Origin of the sequence: Pseudomonas sp. T8 (genome assembly GCF_024610635.1) — a bacterium.
In the GTDB taxonomy this organism is placed as follows: Bacteria; Pseudomonadota; Gammaproteobacteria; order Pseudomonadales; family Pseudomonadaceae; genus Aquipseudomonas; species Aquipseudomonas chlororaphis_I.
In genome coordinates, this window is the sequence record NZ_CP102374.1 from 3313774 (window position 1) to 3338886 (window position 25113).

At 58.7% G+C, this 25113-nt stretch carries 22 protein-coding genes and 3 tRNA genes; 3 read left to right on the plus strand and 22 right to left on the minus strand.

Translation table 11 applies throughout. From position 1 onward, the window contains the following. The first annotated feature begins 103 nt into the window (after positions 1-103). Positions 104-952: a carboxylating nicotinate-nucleotide diphosphorylase gene (nadC, locus tag NRG23_RS14910; protein WP_009046940.1), complete on the plus strand. Its 849-nt coding sequence runs from the start codon at positions 104-106 to the stop codon at positions 950-952. A gap of 58 nt (positions 953-1010) precedes the next feature. Here the strand turns inward: nadC and NRG23_RS14915 are convergent, their stop codons facing one another. Next, complete coding sequence (locus NRG23_RS14915) at positions 1011-1307, minus strand: DUF6388 family protein (RefSeq protein ID WP_257374954.1); 297 nt, start codon at positions 1305-1307, stop codon at positions 1011-1013. A 338-nt stretch (positions 1308-1645) separates the two neighbouring features. On the opposite strand from NRG23_RS14915, the gene NRG23_RS14920 reads away from it, so the two are divergent. Then, positions 1646-2665, plus strand: coding sequence for a hypothetical protein (locus tag NRG23_RS14920; protein WP_257374955.1), 1020 nt, complete (start codon positions 1646-1648; stop codon positions 2663-2665). A 72-nt stretch (positions 2666-2737) separates the two neighbouring features. Here NRG23_RS14920 and NRG23_RS14925 read toward each other — a convergent pair. From NRG23_RS14925 to rlmE, 16 genes are all read right to left on the minus strand, one after another. Beyond that, positions 2738-2813: transfer RNA gene (locus tag NRG23_RS14925), tRNA-Thr, on the minus strand. 137 nt (positions 2814-2950) lie between these two features. Further along, positions 2951-5056 carry a polyribonucleotide nucleotidyltransferase gene (pnp, locus tag NRG23_RS14930; protein ID WP_016701665.1) on the minus strand — a complete coding sequence of 702 codons (2106 nt, stop codon included), beginning with the start codon at positions 5054-5056 and terminating at the stop codon, positions 2951-2953. A 196-nt stretch (positions 5057-5252) separates the two neighbouring features. Beyond that, on the minus strand, positions 5253-5522 hold the full coding sequence (gene rpsO / locus NRG23_RS14935) for a 30S ribosomal protein S15 (protein ID WP_009042128.1): 270 nt from the start codon (positions 5520-5522) through the stop codon (positions 5253-5255). Between the two features lie 141 nt (positions 5523-5663). Then, complete coding sequence (truB, locus tag NRG23_RS14940; protein WP_007920884.1) at positions 5664-6581, minus strand: tRNA pseudouridine(55) synthase TruB; 918 nt, start codon at positions 6579-6581, stop codon at positions 5664-5666. A 3-nt stretch (positions 6582-6584) separates the two neighbouring features. Beyond that, the gene (gene rbfA, locus NRG23_RS14945) at positions 6585-6980 is read right to left on the minus strand and encodes a 30S ribosome-binding factor RbfA (protein WP_009046936.1); all 396 of its coding nucleotides are present in this window, start codon (positions 6978-6980) and stop codon (positions 6585-6587) included. A 159-nt stretch (positions 6981-7139) separates the two neighbouring features. Beyond that, positions 7140-9653 (minus strand): translation initiation factor IF-2, encoded by a 2514-nt coding sequence (infB, locus tag NRG23_RS14950; protein WP_009046935.1) that lies wholly within the window; start codon positions 9651-9653, stop codon positions 7140-7142. Between the two features lie 26 nt (positions 9654-9679). Then, entirely contained in the window at positions 9680-11161 is a 1482-nt protein-coding gene (gene nusA / locus NRG23_RS14955; protein WP_257374958.1) for a transcription termination factor NusA, read from the minus strand. 47 nt (positions 11162-11208) lie between these two features. Continuing rightward, entirely contained in the window at positions 11209-11667 is a 459-nt protein-coding gene (gene rimP / locus NRG23_RS14960; RefSeq protein ID WP_007920877.1) for a ribosome maturation factor RimP, read from the minus strand. Positions 11668-11797: 130 nt separating this feature from the next. Beyond that, a tRNA-Met gene (locus NRG23_RS14965) sits at positions 11798-11874 on the minus strand. A 96-nt stretch (positions 11875-11970) separates the two neighbouring features. Continuing rightward, positions 11971-12056: transfer RNA gene (locus NRG23_RS14970), tRNA-Leu, on the minus strand. A gap of 29 nt (positions 12057-12085) precedes the next feature. Next, positions 12086-12469, minus strand: coding sequence for a preprotein translocase subunit SecG (gene secG, locus NRG23_RS14975; RefSeq protein WP_009042126.1), 384 nt, complete (start codon positions 12467-12469; stop codon positions 12086-12088). 4 nt (positions 12470-12473) lie between these two features. After that, positions 12474-13229 (minus strand): triose-phosphate isomerase, encoded by a 756-nt coding sequence (tpiA, locus tag NRG23_RS14980; RefSeq protein ID WP_009046933.1) that lies wholly within the window; start codon positions 13227-13229, stop codon positions 12474-12476. A 66-nt stretch (positions 13230-13295) separates the two neighbouring features. Then, the gene (gene glmM / locus NRG23_RS14985; RefSeq protein WP_053268195.1) at positions 13296-14633 is read right to left on the minus strand and encodes a phosphoglucosamine mutase; all 1338 of its coding nucleotides are present in this window, start codon (positions 14631-14633) and stop codon (positions 13296-13298) included. A gap of 16 nt (positions 14634-14649) precedes the next feature. Beyond that, positions 14650-15501 carry a dihydropteroate synthase gene (gene folP / locus NRG23_RS14990; protein ID WP_053268194.1) on the minus strand — a complete coding sequence of 284 codons (852 nt, stop codon included), beginning with the start codon at positions 15499-15501 and terminating at the stop codon, positions 14650-14652. Between the two features lie 8 nt (positions 15502-15509). After that, positions 15510-17414 carry an ATP-dependent zinc metalloprotease FtsH gene (gene ftsH / locus NRG23_RS14995; RefSeq protein WP_009046930.1) on the minus strand — a complete coding sequence of 635 codons (1905 nt, stop codon included), beginning with the start codon at positions 17412-17414 and terminating at the stop codon, positions 15510-15512. Between the two features lie 201 nt (positions 17415-17615). After that, entirely contained in the window at positions 17616-18245 is a 630-nt protein-coding gene (rlmE, locus tag NRG23_RS15000) for a 23S rRNA (uridine(2552)-2'-O)-methyltransferase RlmE (RefSeq protein ID WP_007920869.1), read from the minus strand. Between the two features lie 106 nt (positions 18246-18351). Here rlmE and NRG23_RS15005 point away from each other — a divergent pair, with 106 nt between their 5' ends. Continuing rightward, positions 18352-18660: a YhbY family RNA-binding protein gene (locus NRG23_RS15005; RefSeq protein ID WP_007920867.1), complete on the plus strand. Its 309-nt coding sequence runs from the start codon at positions 18352-18354 to the stop codon at positions 18658-18660. A 12-nt stretch (positions 18661-18672) separates the two neighbouring features. On the opposite strand, the gene NRG23_RS15010 is transcribed toward NRG23_RS15005, so the two are convergent. The 5 genes from NRG23_RS15010 to dapB form a co-directional block, all read right to left on the minus strand. Continuing rightward, positions 18673-19077, minus strand: coding sequence for a hypothetical protein (locus NRG23_RS15010; RefSeq protein WP_016701662.1), 405 nt, complete (start codon positions 19075-19077; stop codon positions 18673-18675). A gap of 28 nt (positions 19078-19105) precedes the next feature. After that, complete coding sequence (gene greA / locus NRG23_RS15015; RefSeq protein ID WP_009042122.1) at positions 19106-19582, minus strand: transcription elongation factor GreA; 477 nt, start codon at positions 19580-19582, stop codon at positions 19106-19108. Further along, positions 19579-22800, minus strand: coding sequence for a carbamoyl-phosphate synthase large subunit (gene carB / locus NRG23_RS15020; RefSeq protein WP_007920860.1), 3222 nt, complete (start codon positions 22798-22800; stop codon positions 19579-19581). Before carB ends, greA begins: the two co-directional genes overlap by 4 nt. Before the next feature lie 104 nt (positions 22801-22904). After that, a complete protein-coding gene (gene carA, locus NRG23_RS15025; protein WP_009046927.1) occupies positions 22905-24041 on the minus strand; it encodes a glutamine-hydrolyzing carbamoyl-phosphate synthase small subunit in 1137 nt (378 codons plus the stop codon). 259 nt (positions 24042-24300) lie between these two features. Continuing rightward, positions 24301-25107: a 4-hydroxy-tetrahydrodipicolinate reductase gene (gene dapB, locus NRG23_RS15030; RefSeq protein ID WP_009046926.1), complete on the minus strand. Its 807-nt coding sequence runs from the start codon at positions 25105-25107 to the stop codon at positions 24301-24303. Between the last annotated feature and the right edge of the window lie 6 nt (positions 25108-25113).

The following is a 25113-nucleotide window of genomic DNA, read 5'->3' on the forward strand; positions in this document are numbered from 1 at the left end:
CGGCTCATGCCAGGCGACCAAATGCAGCCACGGGAAGGCGCTCGCCTTGGGTTCGCTTGCGCCATGGCCCTATAATCGGGCCACTTTGTTTGTGGAGCCCGTTATGCCGAATCTACGCCTCGCCGACCTGACCGCCGAAATCGAAGCCAACGTGCGCCGTGCGTTGCTGGAAGACATCGGCAGCGGCGATATCACCGCGCAACTGATCCCGGCCGAACGCCTGGCCAAAGCCACCATCATCACCCGCGAAGCGGCGATCATCAGTGGCACGGCCTGGGTCGACGCGGTGTTCCGCCAGCTCGACCCACGGGTCGCCGTGCATTGGCAGGTGCGTGACGGCGAGCGCGTCAGCCCCAACCAGGCCCTGTTCCACCTCGAAGGTCCGGCCCGTTCGCTGCTCAGCGGCGAACGCTGCGCCCTGAACTTCCTGCAGTTGCTGTCCGGCGTGGCCACCCGCGCGCAGTACTACGCCGATTTCGTCGCCGATACCCAGGTCAAGTTGCTGGATACCCGCAAGACCCTGCCAGGCCTGCGCCTGGCGCAGAAGTACGCGGTGACCTGCGGTGGCTGCCACAACCACCGCATCGGCCTGTACGACGCCTTCCTGATCAAGGAAAACCATATTGCCGCGTGCGGCGGCATCGCCCAGGCGATCAGCGCCGCCCACAAGATCGCCCCGGGCAAGCCGGTGGAAGTCGAAGTGGAAAGCCTGGAAGAACTCAAGGAAGCCCTGGCGGCGGGCGCGGACATCATCATGCTCGACGAGTTGAGCCTGGACGACATGCGCGAGGCGGTTCGCCTGAATGCCGGCAAGGCCAAGCTGGAAGCCAGCGGCGGGATCAATGAAAGCACCTTGCGCCCGATCGCCGAGACCGGCGTCGATTACATTTCGATCGGGGCGATGACCAAGGATGTGAAGGCGGTCGATTTGTCGATGCGCTTGAGCCTCTGACTCTTTGCGCGATACCCCAAAGAAAAACGCCAGCCCCTGAAAGGCTGGCGTTTTTGCATCAGTCGTCGATTTCGTTGAGTTCCAGGTAGTCCTTAAGGTCCATGCCCAGGGCCTCGGCCACTTCCTGATGGACCTCCAGGCGCATGGCCTTGAGTTCATCGCGCGACTCGGCCACCAACTCCAGCACAAGCTCCCACGGTTCGATGCCGCGCGACTCCGCTTCATCCTCGAACGCCCACTGGGCCTGCTGCTTCTGCTCTTGCGGGCTCAGGTCGCTGATTTCTTCCTGCAAGGAAGGCGTGGCAGCCAGGTATTTTTCAAGGGCTACGTCAATTCTGGCTTCTTTAGGAATCATCTCGTTCTCTCTGATCATGGGAATGGAAGATGGATCTGGATCGTTGGGATCTCTTTGCCGCAAAAAAGCGCTGTGAAAGCCGATTTATCTGGCCGTGAACCATTCGGGATCATCTGAAAACCATTCAGACAGGCTGCGAATATAGGGCCTTTGTCTGCGGATGCCTACGAATCCTTACAGCGCACCGACAAAAAACCTGTCCGTTCGCTCAAGGCACTTTCATGAAAAATACGTTGTTACATTCCTCCCCCCGAACCGGCTTCTCACTCCAGGAACAAGAAGGCAGGAACGCAGTCATAGCGATGTGCCATATCGGCACTTCACAAGGAAACCCAGTGATGTTCAGCCGCACTCAGCGTTCGTCCGTCTTCCTCGCCACCAGCCTCTCCACCCTGATCCTCAGCAGCCTGTCACTCCCCGCCCAGGCCGTCGAATTCAACTCCAGCAGCGCCTCGTACTCGGACAGGATCTCGGCCCTGCACCAGGAAGTGGACCTCAAGTTCACCGTGCGCCCCAGCGGCTTCACCGTGGACGACCTGCAAAAGCTGCAGGACGGCCTCAAGAGCAGCGCCGCCGAGCTGGAAAAGCTCAAGGACCTGGTCAACAGCCAGGCGCGCCTGATCGAAGAGCTCAAGCGCAACACCGGCAGCAGCTCCAGCGCCAATGCCAGTGAGATGAGCAACCTCAAGAAAACCACCGGCGAGCAAGCCAACCAGCTGAAAAAACTGGAAACCCAGCTTGAAGAGTTCAAGCGCAACAGCGGCTCCAACTCCAGTTCGAGCGCCAGTGAAGTGAACAACCTCAAGCGCGTTACCAGCGACCAGGCCAGCGAACTGGACAAGCTCGGCAAACAGATCGAGGAGCTCAAGCGCGGCAATAGCTCGAGCTCCAATTCGAACTCCAGCGAACTGAGCAACCTCAAGAGTACGGTCGGAAGCCAGGCCGGTGAACTGGACAAGCTCGGCAAGCAGATCGAGGAACTCAAGCGTGGCAACAGCTCTAGCTCTAGCTCCAGTTCGAGCTCCAGCGAGCTGTCCAACCTCAAGAGCACGGTCAGCAGCCAAGCCAGCACCCTGGATAAGCTGGCAAGTCAGATCGATGATCTCAAACGTGGCAACAGCTCTAGCTCCAGTTCGAGCTCCAGCGAACTGTCTAGCCTGAAGAGCACGGTCAGCAGTCAGGCCAGCACCCTGGATAAGCTGGCCAGTCAGATCGATGACCTCAAGCGTGGCAGCAGCTCAAGCTCCAGTTCGAACTCCAGCGAGCTGTCCAGCCTCAAGAGCGAGGTCAGCAATCAGGGCCAGAACCTGGACCAACTCAAACGCAGCCTCGAGGACCTGAGAAGCAAAGTGAAGTGATTCAAGGCCAGTAAGAACGACAAAGCCCGCGCGATGCGGGCTTTGTTGTTTGTACGACTTGAGCTTGCCAATTGGTGCCCGAGACAGGAATCGAACCTGCGACCTTCGCGTTACGAGTGCGCTGCTCTACCGGCTGAGCTACACGGGCGCTGGGCTAAACCTAGCACCGAGGCCGGGGTTTTGCCATATCGCCTGCCCGGCAGGGAGCAAGGTACAAACGGCAGATAGCAAAACGCCCCGAACCAGTCGGGGCGTTTGCTTGTTCAGCTTAGTGCGTCGGGAGTCTTAAACGCCCGAAGCCTTGGCTGCTGCCACGTCTTTGATGGACAGCTTGATACGGCCGCGGTTGTCCACGTCCAGTACCAGCACTTCCACTTCCTGACCTTCTTTCAGGATGTCGGTCACTTTCTCGACGCGAGCATCGCTCAGCATGGAGATGTGAACCAGACCGTCTTTGCCAGGCAGGATGTTGACGAATGCGCCGAAGTCGACGATGCGCTCAACCTTACCAACGTAGATCTTGCCGATCTCGGCTTCCGCGGTGATGCCCAGAACGCGCTGACGCGCGGCTTCTGCGGCTTCCTTGGTTTCGCCGAAGATCTTGATCGAGCCGTCGTCTTCGATGTCGATCGAAGCCTTGGTCTCTTCGCAGATCGCACGGATGGTCGCGCCGCCTTTACCGATGACATCACGGATTTTGTCGGTGTCGATCTTCATCGCGATCATGGTCGGAGCGTTGGCCGACAGCTCGGTACGCGACTGGCCAATGATCTGGTTCATCTGGCCGAGAATGTTCAGGCGAGCTTCCAGGGCCTGGCCCAGGGCGATCTCCATGATTTCTTCGGTGATGCCTTTGATCTTGATGTCCATCTGCAGCGCGGTGACGCCTTTGGCGGTACCGGCTACCTTGAAGTCCATGTCGCCCAGGTGGTCTTCGTCACCCAGGATGTCGGTCAGAACGGCGAATTTCTCGCCTTCTTTAACCAGGCCCATGGCGATACCGGCAACCGGCGCCTTCATCGGCACACCAGCGTCCATCAACGCCAGGGAAGCACCGCAAACGGAAGCCATGGAGCTGGAACCGTTGGACTCGGTGATTTCCGATACTACGCGGATGGTGTAAGGGAACACGTCGGCGGCTGGCAGCATGGCCTGAACCGAACGACGGGCCAGACGGCCGTGACCGATTTCACGACGACCAGCGCCACCCATGCGACCACACTCGCCCACCGAGAACGGAGGGAAGTTGTAGTGCAGCATGAAGGGGTCTTTTTTCTCGCCTTCCAGGGTGTCCAGCAGCTGTGCGTCACGGGCGGTACCCAGGGTCGCGACGACCAGGGCCTGAGTCTCGCCACGGGTGAACAGCGCCGAACCGTGGGTCTTCGGCAGAACGCCGACTTCGATGTTCAGCGGACGTACGGTGCGGGTGTCGCGACCGTCGATACGTGGCTTGCCGTTGACGATGTTTTCGCGAACGGTGCGGTATTCGATTTCACCGAAAGCGGCTTTGACGTCGGCAGCGGAAGGCTGGCCTTCTTCGCCGGACAGCTTGGCGACGACCTGATCTTTCAACTCGCCCAGGCGAGCATAACGGTCGGCCTTGACGGTGATGGTGTAGGCCTGGGAGATCGCTTCGCCGAACTCGGAGCGGATAGCGCCCAGCAGGTCGGTGGCTTCTGGAGCAGGAGCCCAGTCCCAGGTTGGCTTGGCGGCTTCGGCAGCCAGCTCTTTGACGGCCTGGATAACAGCCTGGAATTCGTCGTGGGCGAACAGTACGGCGCCCAGCATCTGGTCTTCGGTCAGCTCTTTGGCTTCCGATTCAACCATCAGTACCGCTTCTTCGGTACCGGCTACGACCATGTCCAGACTAGATGCCTGAAGCTGCTCGTAAGTCGGGTTCAGCAGGTAGCCGGTGCTTTCGTGGAACGCAACGCGGGCAGCGCCGATCGGACCGTCGAAAGGAATGCCGGAGATGGCCAGCGCAGCCGAGGTACCGATCATCGCAGCGATGTCCGGATCGGTCTTCTTGCTGGTGGAAACCACGGTGCAGACAACCTGCACTTCGTTCATGAAGCCTTCTGGGAACAGAGGGCGGATCGGACGGTCGATCAGACGCGAGGTCAGGGTCTCTTTCTCGGAAGGACGGCCTTCACGCTTGAAGAAACCGCCAGGGATCTTACCGGCAGCGTAAGTCTTTTCCTGGTAGTGAACAGACAGAGGGAAGAAACCCTTGCCTGGATCGGCTTGCTTGGCGCCAACCACGGTCACCAATACGCTGACGTCGTCGTCAACGGTGACCAATACTGCGCCGGAGGCCTGACGGGCGATACGGCCAGTCTCGAGGGTAACGGTCGACTGACCGAACTGGAATTTTTTGATTACCGGGTTCACGGTGTCCTACCTTCTTTGTGGCTCTTGGGGGAACTGGTTTCTTGCGAAATTCTTGGGCAATCCCGGGAATCGGCCCGGCCTTTATTGTCCAGGTAAAACTACTGTCCAGATAAAACTTGAGGCTGGGAGCCTGCCATGCGCCTGCGGGAAACCCACTGACGCACGGCAAACAACCAACCTCTAGCGCAATCGCTGATTAGCGACGCAGACCCAGGCGACCGATCAGAGCGCTGTAACGGCTCAGGTCTTTGCCTTTCAGGTAGTCCAGCAGCTTACGACGCTGGTTAACCATGCGGATCAGACCACGACGGGAGTGGTGGTCTTTACCGTTGGCCTTGAAGTGACCTTGCAGTTTGTTGATGTTGGCGGTCAGCAGTGCAACTTGCACTTCTGGCGAACCAGTGTCACCAACAGCTTGCTGGTAGTCGGTTACGATTTGAGCTTTTTCTTCAACGCTGAGTGCCATTTGGCTTTCCTCTCAAAAGGCAACGTTCCAAGGAACGCCACCAACAGGCCAGGGACAAATCCCTGTATCTATAAATGAGCTGTGACCGTGCCTGTTAACAGCCACCCTCTCCAGCCTGCTGTTAAACAGGCTGGTTTCCGGTCATTCCGACCGAATCAGTCGACGCGGCGCGATGCGCCCGTCTTCGCTCACTTCACCGATACCGATAAAGCGACCGTTGTGATCCTGTACCCGCACCATGCCGAACTTCGGTGCATCGGGAGCGCGTACCGGCTGGCCGTTGAGCCAGTAGAACGCGCTGTGCTCGGAGAACTGCAGCAGTGGCCAATCCAACAGGCCGCTGTCCGATGGCATCAGGAAGCGATCCACCGCTTCGTTGCCGCCTTCGGCATGTACCGCCTCAAGCTCTTCCAGCGTGACGGTCTGGGCCAGACTGAAAGGACCGGCCTGGGTGCGACGCAGTTCCGCGACGTAAGCACCACAACCCAGCTTCTCACCGATATCTTCCACCAGGGTCCGGATATAGGTGCCTTTGCTGCAGTCCACCGCTAGCCGCGCAGTATCGCCTTCAAAGGCCAGCAATTCCAAGCGCGCAATAGTAACAGAACGCGCCTCGCGCTCCACCACTTCGCCTGCACGGGCCAGCTTGTAAAGTGGCTGGCCATCACGCTTGAGGGCCGAGTACATCGGCGGTATCTGGCTGATTTGCCCGCGAAATTCCGGCAACACCGCTTCAATATCGGCGCGACCAACGGTCACTTCGCGAGTCTGCAGGACTTCACCCTCGGCATCGGCCGTGGTGGTGGTCTTGCCCAACTGCATCAGGGTTTCGTACCCCTTGTCGGAATCGAGCAGGTATTGCGAGAACTTGGTCGCCTCGCCAAAGCACAACGGCAACACGCCGGTGGCCAGGGGATCGAGGCTGCCGGTGTGCCCGGCCTTTTCGGCATTGAGCAACCAGCGGACTTTCTGCAGCGCCGCGTTGGAGGTGAACCCCAGCGGCTTGTCGAGCAGGATGATACCGCTGACGTTACGACGGATACGCTTGACCTGAGCCACCGCTTACTCCTTGGCGTCTTCGGGTTCAGCGGCGTGCTGGCTGTCTTCGGCCACGGCGCGCTCGATCAGGGCCGACAGATGCGCGCCACGCACGACGCTTTCGTCGTAGTGGAAGTGCAGCTGTGGAACGCTGCGCAACTTCATCTCGCGAGCCAGCTGCATGCGCAGGAAGCCGGCGGCCGAGTTGAGCACCTTGATGCTCTGGGCGATATCGTCAGCGTTGTCCTGGCCCATCACGGTGATGAAGATCTTGGCGTGACCGACGTCACGGCTGACTTCAACGGCGGTGATGGTGACCAGACCGACGCGCGGATCTTTGACTTCACGACGGATCAGCTGAGCGAGCTCACGCTGCATCTGGTCGCCGATACGTTGGGTACGGCTGTATTCTTTTGCCATGTCTTGTTACCTGTTGCTGCCTGGCGGTGAAACCCGCAAGGTCTGAAAGCGGCAAACGCCCGGCCTGACAGAAGCCAGACCGGGCGTTGCGTTTAGAGTCCGGACGATGCGCCGTGCATTTGCATGCGGCTGGCCATCATGGCTCTTGAAGTGCGCGAGTTAGAGGCTGCGAGCAACCTGAACCTTCTCGAAGACTTCGATCTTGTCGCCGACTTTGACGTCGTTGTAGCTCTTCACGCCGATACCGCATTCCATGCCGGCACGTACTTCGGAAGCGTCGTCCTTGAAGCGGCGCAGGGATTCCAGCTCGCCTTCGAAGATAACGATGTCTTCACGCAGTACACGGATTGGACGGTTACGGTGAACGACACCCTCGATCACCATGCAACCGGCGATCGCGCCAAACTTCGGCGAACGGAATACGTCACGAACCTCGGCAACACCCAGGATGTTCTCCCGAACGTCGCTGCCCAACATACCGGTCAGGGCTTTCTTGACGTCTTCGATGATGTCGTAGATCACGTTGTAGTAACGCATATCCAGACCTTCCTGCTCGACGATCTTGCGAGCGCCGGCATCGGCACGCACGTTGAAGCCGAACAGTACAGCGTTGGAAGCCAGGGCCAGGTTGGCGTCGCTTTCGGTAATACCACCGACGCCGCCGCCGACTACGCGCACTTGCACTTCGTCGTTGCCCAGGCCGTTCAGAGCGCCTTGCAGAGCTTCCAGCGAACCACGGACGTCGGATTTGAGGACGATGTTGAGCGTCTTCTTCTCTTCCTGGCCCATGCTTTCGAAGATGTTTTCCAGCTTGCCGGCGTGAGCGCGAGCCAGTTTGACTTCGCGGAACTTGCCTTGACGGAACAGAGCCACTTCACGGGCTTTCTTCTCGTCGGCAACCACGCTCATCTCGTCGCCAGCGTCCGGGGTACCGTCCAGGCCGAGGATCTCGACCGGAATGGCCGGACCTGCTTCCTTGATCGGCTTGCCGTTCTCGTCGAGCATGGCGCGCACGCGGCCATAGTTCGAGCCGACCAGCACCATGTCGCCTTGACGCAGGGTACCGTCCTGAACCAGTACGGTCGCCACCGGGCCACGGCCCTTGTCGAGACGCGATTCAACCACGACGCCACGGCCAGGAGCCGAAGGCGTGGCGGTCAGTTCGAGCACTTCGGCCTGCAGCAGTACGGCTTCGAGCAATTCGTCGACGCCGGTACCCATCTTCGCGGAAACCGGAACGAATGGAGTGTCGCCACCCCAGTCTTCGGAAGTCACGCCGTGAACCGACAGTTCGCTACGGATGCGATCGAGGTCGGCACCCGGCTTGTCGATCTTGTTCACCGCGACTACCAGAGGTACGCCAGCCGCCTGGGCGTGCTGAACGGCTTCAACGGTCTGCGGCATCACGCCGTCGTCCGCTGCAACCACCAGGATCACGATGTCGGTCGCCTTGGCACCACGAGCACGCATGGCGGTAAACGCGGCGTGACCCGGGGTGTCGAGGAAGGTGACCATGCCGCGTTCGGTTTCAACGTGGTACGCACCGATGTGCTGGGTGATGCCGCCGGCTTCGCCAGCTGCGACCTTGGCACGACGGATGTAATCGAGCAGCGAGGTCTTACCGTGGTCAACGTGACCCATTACGGTCACTACCGGCGCACGAGGAACCGCTTCACCTTCGAACTTCAGGGACTCGGCCAGGGAATCTTCCAGGGCGGTGTCGCTGATCAGGGTCACTTTGTGGCCCAGCTCTTCAGCAACCAGCTGGGCAGTTTCCTGGTCCAGTACCTGGTTGATGGTGGCTGGGGTGCCCAACTTGAACATGAACTTGATGATTTCGGCAGCCTTGACCGACATCTGCTGGGCGAGATCGCCAACAGTGATGGTTTCGCCGATCTTCACTTCACGAATGACAGGGCCAGTCGGGCTCTGGAAGCCGTGAGCGTTACGCTTCTTCAGCTTGGCCTTGCCGCGACCACCACGACGGAAGCCATCGCTTTCTTCGTCGGTAGTACGTGGGGCAACGCGTGGAGCCGGAGCCTTTTCCTTGACGGAAGCACGATGCGGAGCGTTTTTACGCTCGCCATCGCCACCACGACGGTTGTCGTCGTTACGGCTCTTGTCCGGACGACGCTGCTCGTCCTTCTTGCGTACTTCAGCGACCGGCGCTGGAGCGACAACAGGGACGTCTTCAACAATCGGCTCGGCAACCACTGCAGGTGCGGCGACCGCTTCAACGGCAGCAGGTTGCGCAGCAGCAGGCTGGCGACGCGCTTCTTCTTCGGCGCGACGCTTGGCTTCTTCTTCAGCCTTCTGACGTGCAGCATTTTCTACTGCGCGACGTTCTTCCAGTTCACGCTGGCGCTCGGCTTCAATTTCTTCCGGGCTGCGTTGTACGAAGACTTTCTTCTTGCGTACTTCAACGCTGATACTTTTGCTGCCGGCAACACGCAGGGTGCTGGTGGTTTTACGCTGCAAAGTGATCTTGCGCGGTTCTTCCACTTTCGCCTTGTGGCTGCTCTTCAAGTGAGTCAGCAACGATTGCTTCTCACTGTCGGTCACATGTTCCTCGGCGGCGGTGTGCGGCAGACCTGCCTCACGCATCTGCTGCAACAGGCGCTCTACCGGTGTTTTGACCTCATCGGCCAGTTGTTTCACCGTGACTTGCGTCATGCACTTCTCTCCTCAGGCCGCGCCTATTACTCGAACCAATGGGCTCGGGCGGCCATGATCAACTTGCCGGCACGATCATCGTCAATGCCGTCGATGTCGAGCAGGTCGTCAATAGACTGCTCGGCCAGGTCTTCGCGGGTAATTACGCCGCGCACCGCCAGTTCCATCGCCAAATCCTTGTCCATACCCTCAAGCGAGAGCAGGTCTTCGGCCGGATGGGCGTCTGCCAGCTTTTCCTCAGTAGCGATGGCTTTAGTCAACAAGCGATCCTTGGCACGAGCGCGAAGCTCGTTGACGATGTCTTCGTCAAAGCCGTCGATGTTGAGCATTTCTTCCAACGGTACGTAGGCAATCTCTTCCAGGCTGGTGAAGCCTTCATCAACCAGCACCTGTGCCAGCTCTTCATCGACTTCCAACTCTTCGATGAAGTTGCGCAGGATGTCGCCGGTTTCAGCTTGCTGCTTAGCCTGGATGTCCGATTCGGTCATCACGTTCAGGGTCCAGCCAGTCAACTGGCTAGCCAGACGCACGTTCTGACCACCGCGACCGATGGCCTGAGCCAGATTGTCTGCGCCAACGGCGATGTCCATGGCATGGGCATCTTCGTCGACGATAATTGCCGCGACTTCGGCCGGCGACATGGCGTTGATCACGAACTGCGCCGGGTTGTCGTCCCACAGGACGATATCCACACGCTCACCGCCCAACTCACCGGAAACGGCCTGGACGCGCGAACCGCGCATACCAATGCACGCACCCTGAGGGTCAATGCGCTTGTCTTTGGAACGGACCGCGATCTTGGCGCGCGAACCCGGATCACGGGAAGCGGCCATGACTTCGATCAGGCCTTCGGCGATTTCCGGCACTTCGATACGGAACAGCTCGATCAGCATTTCCGGCGCGGTACGCGACAGGATCAGCTGCGGGCCGCGGTTCTCGGTGCGGATTTCCTTGAGCAGCGCGCGAAGACGCACGCCAACCCGGAAAGTCTCGCGGGAGATGATGTCTTCACGGGCCAACAGCGCTTCGGCGTTGTTACCCAGGTCGACGATCACGTTGTCGCGGGTCACTTTTTTCACGGTGCCGGAGATGATTTCACCCAGGCGCTCGCGGTAAGCGTCAACGACTTGAGAGCGCTCGGCTTCGCGGACTTTCTGCACGATGACCTGTTTGGCGGTCTGCGCAGCAATGCGGCCGAACTCGATCGATTCGATCTTTTCTTCGACGACATCACCGACTTTGGCGCCCGGATGGGTTTCCTGGACCTTGCTCGGCCAGGTTTCCACGGCCGGATCGTCCAGGTCGGCTTCCTCGACTACCGTCCAGCGACGGAAAGTCTCGTAAGCACCGGTGTGGCGATTGATTTCCACACGCAGATCGACTTCGTCCTCGAAACGCTTTTTGGTAGCAGTGGCCAGAGCCAGCTCCAGCGCTTCAAAAATTACGCTTGCCGGTACACCCTTTTCATTGGATACCGACTCAACAACCAGCAGTACTTCTTTGCTCATCGTACGCCTCGCCTTTCGCAAGCCATTGGATCCGCGGGATCCGCGTCTCAGTCAAAACTGGGAATTATGTGGGCCTTGTCGATCATGTCGATCGGCAACAGAAACTCATGATCTTCCACCTGCACCACGACGTCCTGCTCCTCCACCCCGCGGAGAAGGCCCTGAAAATTACGCCGACCTTCAAAAGGCGAGCGCAGCTTGATCTTCACTTGTTCACCGACATACTTGGCAAACTGTTCAAGGGTGAACAGCGGGCGTTCCATGCCAGGAGAGGAAACTTCAAGGGTGTATTCAACGGAGATCGGATCTTCGACATCCAGAACGCCGCTGATCTGACGGCTGACGATGGCACAGTCGTCCACCAGCACACCGCCTTCTTTATCGATATAAACGCGCAACAGTGAGTGGCGACCTTGAGCCGAAAACTCGATACCCCAGCATTCATAGCCAAGGGCCACGACCACCGGGGCCAACAAGGCCTGCAACTGTTCTAGCTTGCTCGACACCTGAACCCCCTCGTGCATGCTTGTGCAAATAAAAAATGGGCGAAGCGCCCATCCCGGAAACGCCGTTGAATAGCGGCGTTATAAAGTGTCCAGCTAACAAAAAGCCCCTGAAAAGGGGCTCCGCTAAAACTGGTTGCGGGGGCCGGATTTGAACCGACGACCTTCGGGTTATGAGCCCGACGAGCTACCAGACTGCTCCACCCCGCGACAAAGCTGGGGCGGAAGTATACGACCGATCCCTTTTTGGGTCAATGTAACCTTCCACCTACAAGAAAGCCCGCAACAGCGGGCTCTCCTGATAATTGGTACCGAGAAGGGGACTCGAACCCCTACACCCTATGGGCACAACCACCTCAAGGTTGCGTGTCTACCAATTCCACCACCTCGGCATAGACTACGTTACTGCGTGAAACTCTTCTTACTTCTGCTCTTGAGCTGGAGGTACGTCAGTCGCATTGGTTGCCGACTTTTGCTCTTGGAGCACCGGGACATCATCAGAAGCCGGTTTTTGCTTTGGCGCTTCAAGTACCGCTGGATCTGGCAAACCTACTTGAGTCAGCTCGTGAGCTTTCTCTTTAGCAAAGTAACCTAACCCTAAGCTGGTTATGAAAAAACCTGCGGCAAGTATAGCAGTAAACTTACTAAGAAAGGTAGAGGAACCTTGGCTTCCGAACACAGTATTTGAAGCACCTGCTCCGAAAGACGCGCCAGCGTCCGCACCTTTACCCTGCTGCAGCAATACCAGAGCTACTACGCCCAGCGCACCCAGCAGATGAAAAACGACTACGACTGTTTCCAGCATTTTTTCAGTTTCCCGCGGCGCGACAGATCGCACCGAACTCATCTGCATTCAGGGAAGCTCCACCAATGAGCCCCCCATCGATATCCGGCATGCCGAACAGTTCGACCGCATTGGCCGCCTTCACGCTGCCGCCGTATAGAAGCCGCACACCTCGTGCCACTTCAGAATTCTCTGCCGCCAACTGCGCCCGAATGGCTGCGTGCACATCCTGAGCCTGTTGCGGCGAAGCAGTCAGCCCGGTACCAATGGCCCAGACCGGCTCGTAAGCGATAACGGCATTGGCAAACGCACCAACACCCAACTCTTCGATGATGCTGCCCAGTTGACGCCCGACAACCTCAAGAGTCTTCCCGGCCTCGCGCTGCTCGAGGGTCTCCCCTACGCACAAGACCGGTGTCAAACCACAAGCCTGTGCCGCTGCGAATTTGCGATTCAGCGTACCGTCACGCTCACCCATCATCAGGCGACGCTCGGAGTGCCCAACCAGCACCAGGGAACAACCTGCATCCACCAGCTGACTCGGAGCAATTTCTCCTGTCAGCGCACCTTGCATGGGCTCCACCGCAGAGTTCTGCGCGCCGACCGAAATCGACTTGCCTTTCAAGCCATCAATCACTTGATTGATATACAAGCAAGGCGGGAATACCGCGACATCAACACCGCCAGGCAAGGCCAGATGACGCAGGCCATTGATCAGCTCAGCGACGCTGGCGCGGGTACCGTGCATTTTCCAGTTACCAGCTACCATAGGGCGACGCATGCTGTACCTCGTCGGTCAAAGTGGGCGCAGATGTTACCCAACCGCATCAACACTGGCAAGCCGAAATCAGGCAGAAACTTCCGCAACCAGTTTTGCCAGCTCGTCAGCATAGCCACGGACCTGGGCTTCATCGTCGCCCTCAACCATGACGCGAACCAAAGGCTCGGTGCCCGACTTGCGTAGCAACACCCGGCCACGCCCAGCCATCGCGGTAGTGACGCGCGCGCAGGCCTCTTTCACTGCCGGATGCTCGACGGGATTGGTTCCGCCACCAAAACGCACATTGACCAGGATCTGCGGACACTTGCGCAGCGCCTGACGCGACTGCGCCAGCCCTTCATCACGTCGTTTCAGCGCCATCAACACCTGTAGGGCGGCAATGATCGCATCGCCCGTGGTGGTATGTTGGAAGCACACGATATGGCCGGAGTTTTCACCACCTACCAGCCATTGGCGCTCAAGCAGCTCGGCAATGACATAGCGGTCACCAACGTTGGCACGCACGAATGGGATCCCCAGGTCAGCCAAGGCCAGCTCGAGACCCAGATTGCTCATCAAGGTACCGACCACGCCACCCTGCAGCTTGTTACGCGCGTGCAGGTCCCGAGCGATGATAAACAACAGTTCGTCGCCGTCGACGATGGCACCTGTATGGTCGACCATCAGTACCCGGTCGCCATCACCATCAAAGGCGATACCCAGATCGGCGTGCTCGGCCAATACCGCAGCCTGCAATTGCCCCATATGAGTGGAGCCGCAATTGTCGTTGATGTTCAGGCCGTTAGGCTGCGCAGAGAGCACCACCACCTCGGCACCCAATTCACGGAAAACGCTTGGCGCTACCTTGTAGGTTGCGCCATGAGCACAATCGACCACGATCTTCAGCCCAGCAAAGCTGGTACTGGATGGAACGCTGCTCTTACAAAACTCGATATAACGGCCCGAGGCGTCATTGATGCGGGAGACCTTGCCCAGCTTGCTCGAATCCACCACAGCCATCGGCGTGTCCAACAACTCTTCAATCATCAACTCGACTTCATCCGGGAGCTTAGTACCTTCACCCGAAAAGAACTTGATGCCGTTGTCGTCGTGAGGATTATGTGACGCACTGATCACGATCCCTGCCTCGGCATGGAAAGTACGGGTCAGATAGGCGATGGCAGGAGTAGGCATCGGGCCCAACAACATTACATCCGCCCCTGCAGCAGACAGGCCCGCCTCAAGCGCGGACTCAAACATATAGCCGGAAATACGCGTGTCCTTACCCACCAGCACGCGACAGGCACCCATACTGCGGAAGGCCATTCCTGCAGCCCAACCCAGTTTGAGCATGAAATCGGGGGTAATAGGGTACACACCCACACGACCGCGAATGCCGTCGGTGCCAAAGTATTTCTTGCTCATAAGTGCTCCATCATTCTTATTCGGCTGATTCCACAGCTGTAATCATCCGCACGACATCCAGCGTCTCGGCCACATCATGGACCCGCAGGATCTTTGCGCCTTTAGACATTGCCAGAGCGGCAAGAGCCAACCCGCCATACAGGCGTTCTCCGACAGGACGGTTCAATGCCTGACCTATCATGCTCTTTCGTGAAACTCCGACCAGCAGAGGTCGACCAAGGGCATGCAGGGCGTCCATATGCTTGAACAGGCTCAAGTTGTGCTGCAGGGTCTTCGCGAAACCAAAACCTGGATCCAGAATGATCCGTTCCGGCCCAATACCCACTGCAGCGCACTGAACCATACGCTCAGCCAGGAACTCACCCACTTCCTTGGTTACATCCCGATACTGCGGATTGTCCTGCATATCGCCCGGCTCACCGAGCATATGCATGAGGCAAACCGGTAAGCCTGTGGCCGCCGCCGCATCCAGCGCGCCATCCCGTCGCAACGAACGGACATCATTGATCAACCCCGCCCCTAGGCGCGCAGTTTCGCGCATGACCGCAGGCGTGGAGGTATCGACCGAAATAATGACATCCAGTTCACGATGGATGCGCTCGACGATAGGCGCTACGCGCTCCAGCTCTTCAAGCGGCGATACCGCCCGCGCACCAGGACGAGTGGACTCGCCCCCCACATCGATGAGCGTCGCGCCCGCCTGCATCATGCCCTCGGCATGGCGCAAGGCAGCATCCAGCTGGCTGAAGCAGCCACCATCGGAAAAGGAATCGGGAGTTACATTCAGAATGCCCATGACATGCGTATGGGCCAAATCAAGAACCCGGTTGCCGCAAGGCAACCGGGTCGAGGACGACATAGAAGTCATTTCAAACCTTAGTGGTCAGCAGCCGGGCCGCCGATCGGTGTTTCTGGACGTTCATTCTGCACCACCGGAGGTGTGGTACCCGAACCGCCCTCCCAATCGCGAGGCTCGCGAGGGGTACGACCAGCCATGATGTCGTCGATCTGCTCGGCATCGATGGTTTCATACTTCATCAAGGCATCGGCCATCGCATCCAGCTTGTCGCGGTTATCCGTGAGGATCTGCTTAGCAGTGCCATAGCACTGGTCGATGATGCTACGAACTTCGGAGTCGATCAGCTTGGCGGTTTCCGCAGACAGGCTTGCATGCTGGCTGCCAGCACTGCGCCCCAGAAAGACCTCGCCCTCCTCTTCGGCGTACATCAACGGGCCCAGCTTTTCGGACAGTCCCCATTTGGTCACCATGTTCCGTGCAATCTGACTGGCGCGCATGATGTCGTTGGAAGCACCGGTAGTTACACCGTCAAAGCCCAATGTCATTTCTTCAGCGATACGACCGCCGTACAGCGAGCAGATCTGACTGATCAGCGCTCGCTTGGACAGGCTGTAGCGATCCTCTTCCGGCAGGAACATGGTCACGCCCAGAGCCCGACCGCGCGGGATGATCGAAACCTTGTAGACCGGATCGTGCTCAGGCACTACGCGACCGACGATGGCATGGCCAGCTTCGTGATAAGCAGTGTTCTGCTTTTCCTTCTCGGACATGACCATGGACTTGCGCTCCGCGCCCATCATGATCTTGTCTTTTGCCAGCTCGAACTCTTTCATCTCGACGATGCGCTTGCCGCTACGGGCAGCGAAGAGCGACGCCTCGTTCACCAGGTTGGCCAGGTCAGCACCAGAGAAGCCAGGTGTACCACGAGCGATCACCGCCGGGGCGACATCCTCACCCATTGGCACTTTACGCATGTGAACTTTCAGGATCTGCTCACGACCACGAATATCCGGCAGACCGACCACGACCTGACGGTCGAAGCGGCCTGGACGCAGCAACGCCGGGTCCAGTACATCAGGACGGTTGGTGGCGGCAATGACAATGATGCCGTCGTTCATTTCAAAGCCATCCATCTCGACCAGCAACTGGTTGAGAGTCTGTTCGCGCTCGTCATGACCACCACCCATGCCGGCACCACGATGGCGACCGACAGCATCGATTTCGTCGATGAAGATGATGCACGGAGCATGTTTCTTGGCCTGCTCGAACATATCGCGAACGCGGCTGGCACCTACACCAACGAACATTTCGACGAAGTCGGAACCGGAAATGGTGAAGAATGGAACCTTGGCTTCACCAGCAATGGCCTTGGCCAGCAAGGTCTTACCGGTACCCGGCGGGCCAACCATCAGCACGCCACGAGGAATACGGCCACCCAGACGCTGGAACTTGCCTGGATCGCGGAGGAATTCAACCAGCTCGCCCACTTCTTCCTTGGCCTCGTCGCAACCCGCGACATCCGCCAGGGTAGTTTTCACCTGGTCTTCGGACAACAGGCGCGCCTTGCTCTTGCCAAAGCTCATCGGCCCGCCCTTGCCACCGGCACCGCCCTGCATCTGCCGCATGAAGAACATGAAGACGGCGATGATCACCAGAATCGGGAAGCTGGCGACCAGCAATTGGGTCCAGATGCTTTGCTGCTCAGGCTGCTTGCCTTCGACGACCACATGGTTATCCACCAGGTCACCGATCAGGCCGTTGTCCTGAATCGCGGGACGAATAGTCTTGAAGCTATCGCCATCGTTGCGCTTGCCGGTAATCACATAACCATCAACGGCTACGCGCTCGACCTTGCCATCCTTAACTTGCTGGATAAAGTCGGAATAGTTGAGGGTCTGCGGCTCGTTAGGGCTGGAGAAGTTGTTCATCACCGTCACCAGGACAGCCGCGATGATCAACCACAGGATCAGATTCTTTGCCATATCGTTCAATTAACTACCCTCTGAAGCAAGCTCCGCTGCTGGCGCGCGCTTCGCATGATATTCACCGACCTAACTTACTACATTACCTACAGCTCTGGCAGGCGCTGTCTGTAACCCTTTGTGAAACCCAGATTACACAATATTCGCTTAAGCCCCCGGGGCGAAATACGAAAAAACTATCAACCCGGTCAAAACCAACCTTTACTCGATACGCCCGCGAAAGCCACGTCCCAGCAGATATTGCTCGCGAGAACGATCACGGGAAGAACTCGGTTTGCGCATCACTACCTTGTCGAACATCTTGCGAACGTTCTTGTGGTATTCGTCGAAACCTTCTCCCTGGAAAATCTTTATCAGGAAGTCACCACCGGGACGAAGAACCCGCCCCGCCAAATCAAGTGCCAACTCGCACAGAAACATCGCCCGCGGCATATCTACGGCAGGCGTACCACTCATATTGGGGGCCATATCGGAAATCACAAGGTCCACCTGGGAATTTCCGACTGCCTCGAGGATTTGAGCCAACACTGCGTCTTCGGTGAAGTCGCCCTGAATAAAGGTGACATCAGGGATGCTGTCCATTTCCAGGATGTCGGAAGCGATCAGCCTCCCCTGTCCACCGATCAGACGACTGGTCACCTGCGACCAGCCTCCTGGCGCCGCGCCCAGGTCGATTACGCTCATGCCCGGCCGAATCAAACGATCCTTTTCCTGGATTTCCAGCAATTTGTAGCTGGCACGCGAACGGTACCCATCTTTTTGCGCCATTTTGACGAATGGGTCGTTGAAGTGCTCTTTCAGCCAGTTATGGCTTGTTTTGGAACGGGCCACGGGCCACCTCAAAAAATAAAACGGGTCGTGATTAACTGGGCGGTCCCGGACGCGCTCGGGTAAACTGGCCGCCGCTTTTTACAAGATCAGACGCAGGGGTCAGATTATGCCGCTCACTCAAGAGCAGAAGAAACAGTACAAATCCATTGGCCACCATCTGAAACCAGTATTGACTGTGGCTGACAACGGTTTGACCGAAGGTGTGTTGGCCGAACTTGAACGTGCCTTGAGCGATCATGAGCTGATCAAGATCAAGCTCAACATCCTCGAACGCGAGTCCCGCCTGGAAGCCATTGCAGAACTGTGCAAGGCCGGCAAAGCGGATCTGGTGCAGGTCATCGGCAAAATGGCGTTGATTTATCGCAAGAACGCCAAGGTAAACAAGCAACTGTCCAACGTCCATCGCTTCCACTGACGTCGACAGGGGTCAAGGGCGTGCTTCGCGCGCCCTGCCACTCCATCCAGGCACCGGTTGCAATACCAGCACCAGGCCGGAAAAACCCAAGACAAGATAGCTGAACAGTTGCCAGCGCTCGACATCCGACAGCCCGAAGCGCACCACGAAATACATCGTGCACGCACATAGCGCCATCAACAGCAACTGCCCTCGCATATCCCGCCATAGGCTCGCCAGCCCTTCAGCACGTACCAATACCAGCATCTGAAGAACGATGCATACCGCTGAAAAACCAACCAGCAGCGCACTCAGCACATTGCCGATCTCTTCGATCAGCAGCGGCGCCAGGCCAATCTGGCCCAGCACCGGCAATAAGCCGACATGCAATAACCACACACCACCAACCCACAACATCTGGGTCAGTTGCCAAAGCATGGCGCCTGCATTCAGCAGGCGCCCTCGTTCAGATGTGGCGGACTTCGACAATCTCGTACTCGATCACGCCGCTAGGCGTTTTAACGGCAACCACATCACCCTCTTCCTTGGCGATCAAGGCACGGGCAATGGGCGAACCTACAGAGATCTTTCCGAGCTTGATATCAGCCTCATCCTCACCAACGATCTGGTAAGTGACGCTTTCATCGGTTTCGACGTTGGCGATTTCGACGGTAGTGCCGAAAATCACCTTGCCTGTATGGGGAATGCTCGTCACATCGATGACAACCGAGTTTTGCAGGCGGCCTTCAATGTCACGGATCCGCGCCTCAACCATTCCCTGCTCCTCGCGGGCAGCATGGTATTCAGCGTTTTCCTTGAGGTCACCGAGTTCACGAGCCTCACCGATGGCCTGGCTCAAGCGTGGCCGCTCGACCTTGCTGAGGAACGTCAACTCTTCTTCCAGGGCCTTGGAGCCCTGGACGGTCATTGGGTATTTATTCATGCCTTCAATCCTGCATGTAGATCCTGCAAGCGGCGCACGGTCTTTTCCGGGCCGAACTTGAGCGCTTCACAGATGGCCTCGCCCGCAGCAATGGTAGTGGTGCAGTAGATCTTGTGCTGCAAGGCGTTACGACGAATGGAGTAAGAGTCGGCGATCGACTGACGACCTTCGGTGGTGTTGATGATCAGCGTGACTTCGTCATTCTTGATCATGTCGACCACGTGCGGACGACCCTCGGTCACCTTGTTCACGCGACGCACCTTCAGGCCTGCCGCCTCGATCAGCTTGGCAGTACCGGCAGTGGCGACCACTTCGAAGCCCAAGTTGATCAGATCGCGAGCCACGCCTGCAACCAGTGGCTTGTCATCGTCGCGCACGCTGATGAATGCGGTACCGCCGGTCGGCAGCACTTCGCTGGCGCCCATCTGGGCCTTGGCGAAGGCTTCGCCGAAGGTGTCACCGACGCCCATCACTTCGCCGGTCGACTTCATCTCTGGGCCGAGGATCGGGTCGACGCCCGGGAACTTGGCGAACGGGAACACCGCTTCCTTGACGCTGTAGAAGTTAGGAATGATTTCCTTGGTGAAGCCCAGCTCTTTCAGGGTCTTACCCGCCATGACACGCGCGGCGATCATTGCCAGGGAGACACCGATGCACTTGGAAACGAACGGCACGGTACGGGAAGCACGCGGGTTCACCTCGATGACGTAGATCTGCTCGCCCTGCAGGGCCAGCTGTACGTTCATCAGGCCGACCACGCCCAGCTCCAGCGCCATCTTCTTGACCTGCTCACGCATCTCGTCCTGGATGTGCGCCGGCAGCGAGTACGGCGGCAGCGAGCAAGCGGAGTCACCGGAGTGCACGCCAGCCTGCTCGATGTGCTGCATGATCGCGCCGATCACCACATCCTTGCCGTCGCAGACCGCATCCACATCCATCTCGATGGCGCAGTTGAGGAAGTGGTCCAGCAGCACCGGGCTGTCGTTAGACACTTGTACCGCTTCACGCAGGTAGCGCTTGAGCTCTTCTTCTTCGTAAACGATTTCCATCGCCCGGCCGCCCAGTACATAGGACGGACGCACCACCAGCGGGTAGCCGATCTTGGCCGCGGCACGAATCGCTTCGTCTTCGCTACGCACAGTGGCGTTTGGTGGCTGACGCAGGTTCAGGCGCTCGACCATCTGCTGGAAGCGCTCACGGTCTTCGGCACGGTCGATGGCGTCAGGGCTGGTACCGATGATCGGCACGCCGGCCGCTTCCAGGGCACGCGCCAGTTTCAATGGAGTCTGGCCACCGTACTGGACGATCACGCCTTTTGGCTTTTCGACGCGGACGATTTCCAGCACGTCTTCCAGGGTCACCGGCTCGAAGTACAGGCGATCGGAAGTGTCGTAGTCGGTGGAAACGGTTTCCGGGTTGCAGTTGACCATGATGGTTTCATAACCATCGTCACGCAGCGCCAGTGCCGCGTGCACGCAGCAGTAGTCGAACTCGATGCCCTGGCCGATGCGGTTCGGACCGCCGCCCAGGATCATGATCTTGTCGCGCCCCGAAGGCGCTGCCTCGCACTCTTCCTCGTAGGTCGAGTACAGGTAGGCGGTATCGGTGGCGAACTCGGCGGCGCAGGTGTCGACGCGCTTGTAGACCGGGAACACTTCCAGCTTGTGGCGGTGGGTACGCAGGTTCTTCTCGGTCACGCCCAGCAGCTTGGCCAGACGCTGGTCGGAGAAGCCTTTGCGCTTGAGGCGGAACATCAGGTCGCGGTCGATGGCCGACAGGCCCAGAGTCTTGACCTTCTCCTCTTCCTTGATCAGATCTTCGATCTGCACCAGGAACCAAGGGTCGATCATGTTCATGCCGAAGATCTGCTCGACGGTCATGCCGGCACGGAAGGCGTCAGCCACGTACCAGATGCGCTCGGCGCCCGGCACGGTCAGTTCGCGCTTGAGCACGTTCATGCTTTCCGGATTGCTCAGGTCGAGCTTCGGATCCAGACCGCAGACCCCCACTTCCAGGCCGCGCAGTGCTTTCTGCAGGGACTCCTGGAAGGTCCGGCCAATGGCCATTACTTCACCCACCGACTTCATCTGAGTGGTCAGGCGAGCGTCAGCCTTAGCGAACTTCTCGAAGGCGAAGCGTGGCAGCTTGGTCACGACGTAGTCGATGGACGGCTCGAAGGACGCCGGGGTCTTGCCGCCGGTGATGTCGTTCGACAGTTCGTCCAGGGTATAACCCACAGCCAACTTGGCCGCGACCTTGGCAATCGGGAAGCCGGTGGCTTTCGAAGCCAGGGCCGAAGAACGGGATACCCGCGGGTTCATCTCGATCACTACCATGCGGCCAGTGTTCGGGCAGATGCCGAACTGGACGTTGGAGCCGCCGGTTTCCACGCCGATCTCGCGCAGTACCGCCAGGGAGGCGTTACGCAGGATCTGGTATTCCTTGTCGGTCAGGGTCTGTGCTGGAGCCACGGTGATCGAGTCACCGGTGTGCACGCCCATCGGGTCGAAGTTCTCGATCGAGCAAACGATGATGCAGTTGTCCTTTTTATCGCGGACCACCTCCATCTCGTACTCTTTCCAGCCGATCAGCGATTCGTCGATCAGCAGTTCCTTGGTCGGCGACAGGTCCAGGCCGCGGGCGCAGATCTCTTCGAACTCTTCACGGTTGTAGGCGATACCGCCACCGGTGCCGCCCATGGTGAAGGACGGACGGATGATGCACGGGAAGCCCAGCTTTTCGAGAACCGCATTGGCCTCGTCCATGCTGTGGGCGATACCGGAGCGCGGGCACTCCAGGCCGATCGCCTTCATCGCGGTGTCGAAGCGCGAACGGTCTTCAGCCTTGTCGATGGTGTCGGCATTGGCGCCGATCATTTCCACGCCGAACTTCTCCAGAACGCCTTCGCGCTCCAGGTCCAGGGCGCAGTTCAGCGCAGTCTGGCCACCCATGGTCGGCAGCAGAGCGTCCGGACGCTCTTTCTCGATGATCTTGGCAACGGTCTGCCACTTGATCGGCTCGATGTAGGTGGCGTCGGCCATGGCCGGGTCGGTCATGATGGTCGCCGGGTTGGAGTTCACCAGGATGACCCGGTAACCCTCTTCGCGCAGGGCCTTGCAGGCCTGGGCGCCGGAGTAGTCGAATTCGCAGGCCTGGCCGATCACGATCGGGCCAGCGCCGAGAATCAGGATGCTTTTAATGTCTGTACGTTTTGGCATGGGTTGTCACTCAAATCCGCAGGTCAGTCGGCAAGCCGTCTTGATCAAATCTCTGAAGCGCTGAAGGGGCCGCCGAGGCCGGGGCCACCTTCAGGGGCGAGCACTCAGCGTCGCTTGGCCATCTCGTTGATGAAACGATCGAACAGCGGCGCCACATCGTTCGGGCCCGGGCTCGCTTCAGGGTGGCCCTGGAAGCTGAATGCGCTCTTGTCGGTCAGCTCGATGCCTTGCAGGGTGCCGTCGAACAGCGACTTGTGGATCGCCCGCACGTTGCCCGGCAGGGTGGCTTCGTCCACCGCAAAACCGTGGTTCTGGCTGGTGATCATCACCACACCGCTGTCCAGGTCCTGGACCGGGTGGTTGGCGCCGTGGTGGCCGTGGCCCATCTTCACTGTCTTGGCGCCGGCGGCCAGTGCCAGCAGTTGGTGGCCCAGACAGATACCGAAGACCGGAATCTCGGTCTCCAGCACGTCCTTGATCGCCTGGATGGCGTAATCGCAAGGCTCGGGGTCGCCAGGGCCGTTGGACAGGAACACACCGTCAGGCTTGAGCGCCAGCGCTTCGCTGGCCGGGGTTTGCGCAGGCACCACGGTCACGCGGCAACCGCGTTCGACCAGCATGCGCAGGATGTTCAGCTTGACGCCGTAGTCGTAGGCAACCACGTGGTAAGGCAGCTCGGAAGCTTCGATGGTCGGATGACTGTCGGTCTTCAGGTTCCAGACACTGGAGCGCCACTCGTAGCTTTCCTTGGTACTGACGACCTTCGCCAGATCCATGCCTTTCAGGCCCGGGAAGCCGCGTGCAGCGGCAATCGCCGCTTCGTCGGAGATATTGTCGCCGGCCATGATGCAGCCGTTCTGCGCACCTTTCTCGCGCAGGATGCGCGTCAGGCGACGGGTGTCGATACCGGCGATTGCCACGACATTGTTGGCTTTCAGGTAGTCGGACAGGGACAGGGTGTTACGCCAGTTGCTCGCAACCAGAGGCAGGTCGCGAATCACCAGACCGGCCGACCAGACACGATCGGACTCGGCGTCTTCCGGCGTGGTGCCGGTATTGCCGATATGCGGGTAAGTCAGGGTAACGATCTGTTGGGCGTAGGAAGGATCGGTAAGGATTTCCTGATAGCCGGTCATTGCGGTGTTAAACACCACCTCACCAACGGTTTGACCGTCGGCTCCAATGGCTTCGCCGCGAAAAATGCTGCCATCAGCAAGGGCGAGTATGGCTGGCTTAGTCAAGAAGACCTCCCGTAAATAAAGCCTGAAAGGGCGATCGCAGGTTGTAAAAAAGCGGAGTGACGTATGGACACGTCACCCCGCTTCTTCACCGAATTATTCTGCGCGCTTTTAGTGGACACACTAAAGCTGTAGCTTACAGAAAAAGGCTTTTTTGGTCCACCGCTAAAGAGCCTTAAAGGCAGAGGAATGCGACAGAACATCGCTTAGCGGGTAAAAAACAGGGCTCAAGCGCGAAGCCTGGCCCTGTTTTGGATGCATCTCAACGCAGATCCAGCACATCCTGCATGTCATAAAGACCCGCCGGACGACCGTCCAGCCACAACGCAGCACGTACCGCACCCTTGGCGAAAGTCATGCGACTGGAGGCCTTGTGGGTGATCTCCAGGCGCTCGCCCTCGGCGGCGAACAACACGGTGTGATCGCCAACCACATCACCACCACGAACCGTGGCGAAACCAATGGTTTCACGCTCACGCGCACCGGTATGACCTTCACGGCCATACACTGCGACCTTCTGCAGGTCACGCCCCAGCGCATCGGCAATCACCTCACCCATGCGCAAGGCCGTACCTGAAGGCGCGTCGATCTTGTGCCGGTGATGCGCCTCGATGATTTCGATGTCCGCATCATCGCCCAGCACGCGGGCCGCCATGTCGAGCAACTTCAGCGAGAGGTTGACGCCAACACTGAAGTTGGCGGCGAACACGATCGGAATATCCTTGCCCGCCTCGGCCAGCATCTGCTTTTCCTTGGCGCCCAGCCCCGTGGTACCGATCACCATGGCCTTGCCCGCCTTACGGCAGAACGCCAGGTTTTTCAGCATCACTTCCGGAAGCGTGAAATCGATCAACACATCGAATTCATCGGCGACCTTTTCCAGACTGTCGGACATCGGCACACCAATGCGCCCCAGCGACGCCAGCTCACCAGCATCGGCACCGACCAACGAACTGCCAGGCCGTACGATGGCTGCGGTAAGCCCGGAGAGCGGCGAGCGTTGCTGCACAGCCTCCACCAGGTTCTTGCCCATGCGCCCTGCGGCGCCCATTACAGCTATACGTCGCATGCCGCG

Bases quoted from the DNA above. Each gene is read 5' to 3' on its own strand.
- NRG23_RS15005 (WP_007920867.1), top strand. From the start codon at position 18,352: ATGCCGCTCACTCAAGAGCAGAAGAAACAGTACAAATCCATTGGCCAC.
- carB (WP_007920860.1), bottom strand. From the start codon at position 22,800: ATGCCAAAACGTACAGACATTAAAAGCATCCTGATTCTCGGCGCTGGC.
- rbfA (WP_009046936.1), bottom strand. From the start codon at position 6,980: ATGGCAAAAGAATACAGCCGTACCCAACGTATCGGCGACCAGATGCAG.
- dapB (WP_009046926.1), bottom strand. From the start codon at position 25,107: ATGCGACGTATAGCTGTAATGGGCGCCGCAGGGCGCATGGGCAAGAAC.
- nadC (WP_009046940.1), top strand. From the start codon at position 104: ATGCCGAATCTACGCCTCGCCGACCTGACCGCCGAAATCGAAGCCAAC.
- nusA (WP_257374958.1), bottom strand. From the start codon at position 11,161: ATGAGCAAAGAAGTACTGCTGGTTGTTGAGTCGGTATCCAATGAAAAG.
- infB (WP_009046935.1), bottom strand. From the start codon at position 9,653: ATGACGCAAGTCACGGTGAAACAACTGGCCGATGAGGTCAAAACACCG.
- ftsH (WP_009046930.1), bottom strand. From the start codon at position 17,414: ATGGCAAAGAATCTGATCCTGTGGTTGATCATCGCGGCTGTCCTGGTG.
- greA (WP_009042122.1), bottom strand. From the start codon at position 19,582: ATGAATAAATACCCAATGACCGTCCAGGGCTCCAAGGCCCTGGAAGAA.
- glmM (WP_053268195.1), bottom strand. From the start codon at position 14,633: ATGAGCAAGAAATACTTTGGCACCGACGGCATTCGCGGTCGTGTGGGT.
- tpiA (WP_009046933.1), bottom strand. From the start codon at position 13,229: ATGCGTCGCCCTATGGTAGCTGGTAACTGGAAAATGCACGGTACCCGC.
- folP (WP_053268194.1), bottom strand. From the start codon at position 15,501: ATGACTTCTATGTCGTCCTCGACCCGGTTGCCTTGCGGCAACCGGGTT.
- rpsO (WP_009042128.1), bottom strand. From the start codon at position 5,522: ATGGCACTCAGCGTTGAAGAAAAAGCTCAAATCGTAACCGACTACCAG.
- NRG23_RS15010 (WP_016701662.1), bottom strand. From the start codon at position 19,077: ATGCTTTGGCAACTGACCCAGATGTTGTGGGTTGGTGGTGTGTGGTTA.
- NRG23_RS14920 (WP_257374955.1), top strand. From the start codon at position 1,646: ATGTTCAGCCGCACTCAGCGTTCGTCCGTCTTCCTCGCCACCAGCCTC.
- NRG23_RS14915 (WP_257374954.1), bottom strand. From the start codon at position 1,307: ATGATTCCTAAAGAAGCCAGAATTGACGTAGCCCTTGAAAAATACCTG.
- secG (WP_009042126.1), bottom strand. From the start codon at position 12,469: ATGCTGGAAACAGTCGTAGTCGTTTTTCATCTGCTGGGTGCGCTGGGC.